Consider the following 2,136-nt stretch of genomic DNA (forward strand, 5'->3'; position numbering starts at 1 on the left):
CCCGACCCGATCAACAGCTTCGGCGACAAGCCTCCGGAAGATGGGCCTCCGGCGACCGGGTTGAGCCGCACCAGCAGTCCATCGCCGGTCTGCATCGGCGCTGACAAAGCCGGACAGGCGCCACGTCGTGAGAAGGCGTTCATGCCGCAACCCCGAGCGCTTCTGCTTCGGCAATCAGCGCGGCGAGGTCGTCGTCGATGGAATTGCGCARGGGATGCCAGAGGCCACGYCGGCGCGCCGACAGGAAGCGCTCGGCGATGACCTTSGCGGCGGCGGGGTTTTCGCGCAGGATGAAGGCGCGMACGTCGGGATCGCCGACATAGGCATCGTGCACGGCCTCGATCAGCGCACCTGAAATGGCGTGGGTGGTTTCGGCGAAGCCGACCAGCCGGTCGACCGTCTCGGCGAATTCGGAGGCGCCGCGCGGGCCGTGGCGCATCTGGCCTGATATGAAGCGTGGATTGACGGCGCGGGCGCGCACGACGCGTGAGACGGCCTCGCGRACCGAGCGCGGCTTCGGCTTCTGCGGGTCKGTSGTGTCRAGCACGATGACGTCGGCRTTYYTGCCSAGSGCGGCMAGGGCKGCCGAAAAGCCGCCGATGAARGCGACRTCGGCGGAGCCYTCRAGRATGTCGCGGCCGGGGTCGTCGCCGGTGTGGACSAGAAGRTCAGCCTCGGCGATGCGGGAATCGAAGGCGCCGGGCGCYGARAYGCCTTCGCCMYCGGCGCCRCCATAGGCATGCGAGGTGGCATCGAGATAGGCGCGGCCGATCTCTTCACGCACGGCCCAGTCGCCACGGGACAAAAGATCCTCGACACCCGCGCCATAGGTGCCGGGCGAGGTGCCGAAAATGCGTGGGCTGATCTTGCCATCGGCGCGGGTTCGCGCCGCGAGGGGGTTTTCCGAATCGTCCTCGTCGCGCGCGGCGACGGCGTTTGCTGCGGCATCGATCAGCGCGATCTGGGTCGGGAACATGTCGCGGAACAGGCCCGATATGCGCCAGGTGACGTCGACGCGCGGCCGGCCGAGCGCTGCCGGCGGAAGCACCTCGATGCCGGTGATGCGGCCGGTGGCGGCATCCCATTGCGGCCGGCARCCCATCAGCGCCAGGCCTTGCGCRATCTCCTCGCCRCCGGTGCGCARCGAGGCCGAGCCCCAGAGRTCGATGACCAGCGAGCGCGGCCAGTCGCCATGCGACTGCATRTAGCCRCGYACGACYTCTTCCGCYGCCRCYYTGCCCAGATYATAGGCSGTCGGCGTCGGCATGGTGCGCGGRTCSGAKGTGAASAGRTTGCGGCCSGTGGGCAAAACGTCGGAGCGCCCCCGCGCCGGCGCGCCGGCTGGACCGGCCTTGATGTGGTGGCCATCAAGCGCGGCAAGCAGCGCCGCCTTTTCAGCCTCGGCACTTTGCCGGCGCATGGCGTCGGGTTCGTCCTCAGGCGCGCGGCCATAGATGTGCAGGCCGTCCTTGATGGCGAAATCCTTGAGGTCGCAGAGCCAGGCGTCGATGCGGCGCAGCGCCTCGTCGGGGGCGTCGGTCCTGCCGACACCGGCTTCCGAGGCGAGGCCGGTCTTTTGCGCGGTGTCGACGATCAGTTTGGCGAGACGATCGCGGCGACGGCGATCGAGACCGTCGGCCTGGGCGTATTCGTCGACCAACCGCTCGAGCTTGTGCTGGTTTTCGTCCAAACCGGCGCCGGTGAGCGGCGGCGGCAGATGGCCAAGCGTGACGGCGGCAATACGCCGCTTGGCCTGTGCCGCCTCGCCGGGATTGGAGACGATGAAGGGATAGATGACGGGCAGGGGTCCAGTGACGATCTCGGGAAAACAGGTTTGCGACAGCGCGACCGTCTTGCCGGGCAGCCATTCCAGCGTGCCGTGGGCCCCGACATGGATCAGGGCATGGAYGCCGAGTGATTTGCGTAACCACAGGCCGAAGGCGAGGAGGGCGTGGCGCGGCGGTAGGGTCGGGTCGTGGTAATCGGCGCGGCGCTCGGCGGAGCGGCCGCGATCGGGGGCCAGCGCCACGGTTATGTTGCCGAAGGTGGCGGCGCGGAAGGGGAAGCTTGCTGAGGTTGGCGCTTGAACACCCCCCTCTGTCCTGCCGGACATCTCCCCCGCAAGGGGGGAGATCG

General features: G+C 68.7%; 1 protein-coding gene. It reads right to left on the minus strand.

The window, feature by feature from the left end; genetic code table 11:
• Window positions 1–139: 139 nt before the first annotated feature.
• Window positions 140–2,136 (minus strand): cobaltochelatase subunit CobN (locus tag AC1DX0_RS35005; protein ID WP_477358984.1); only part of this gene is annotated, 1,997 nt, incomplete at its 5' end.

This window comes from Mesorhizobium sp. P3_A9, assembly GCF_056402975.1.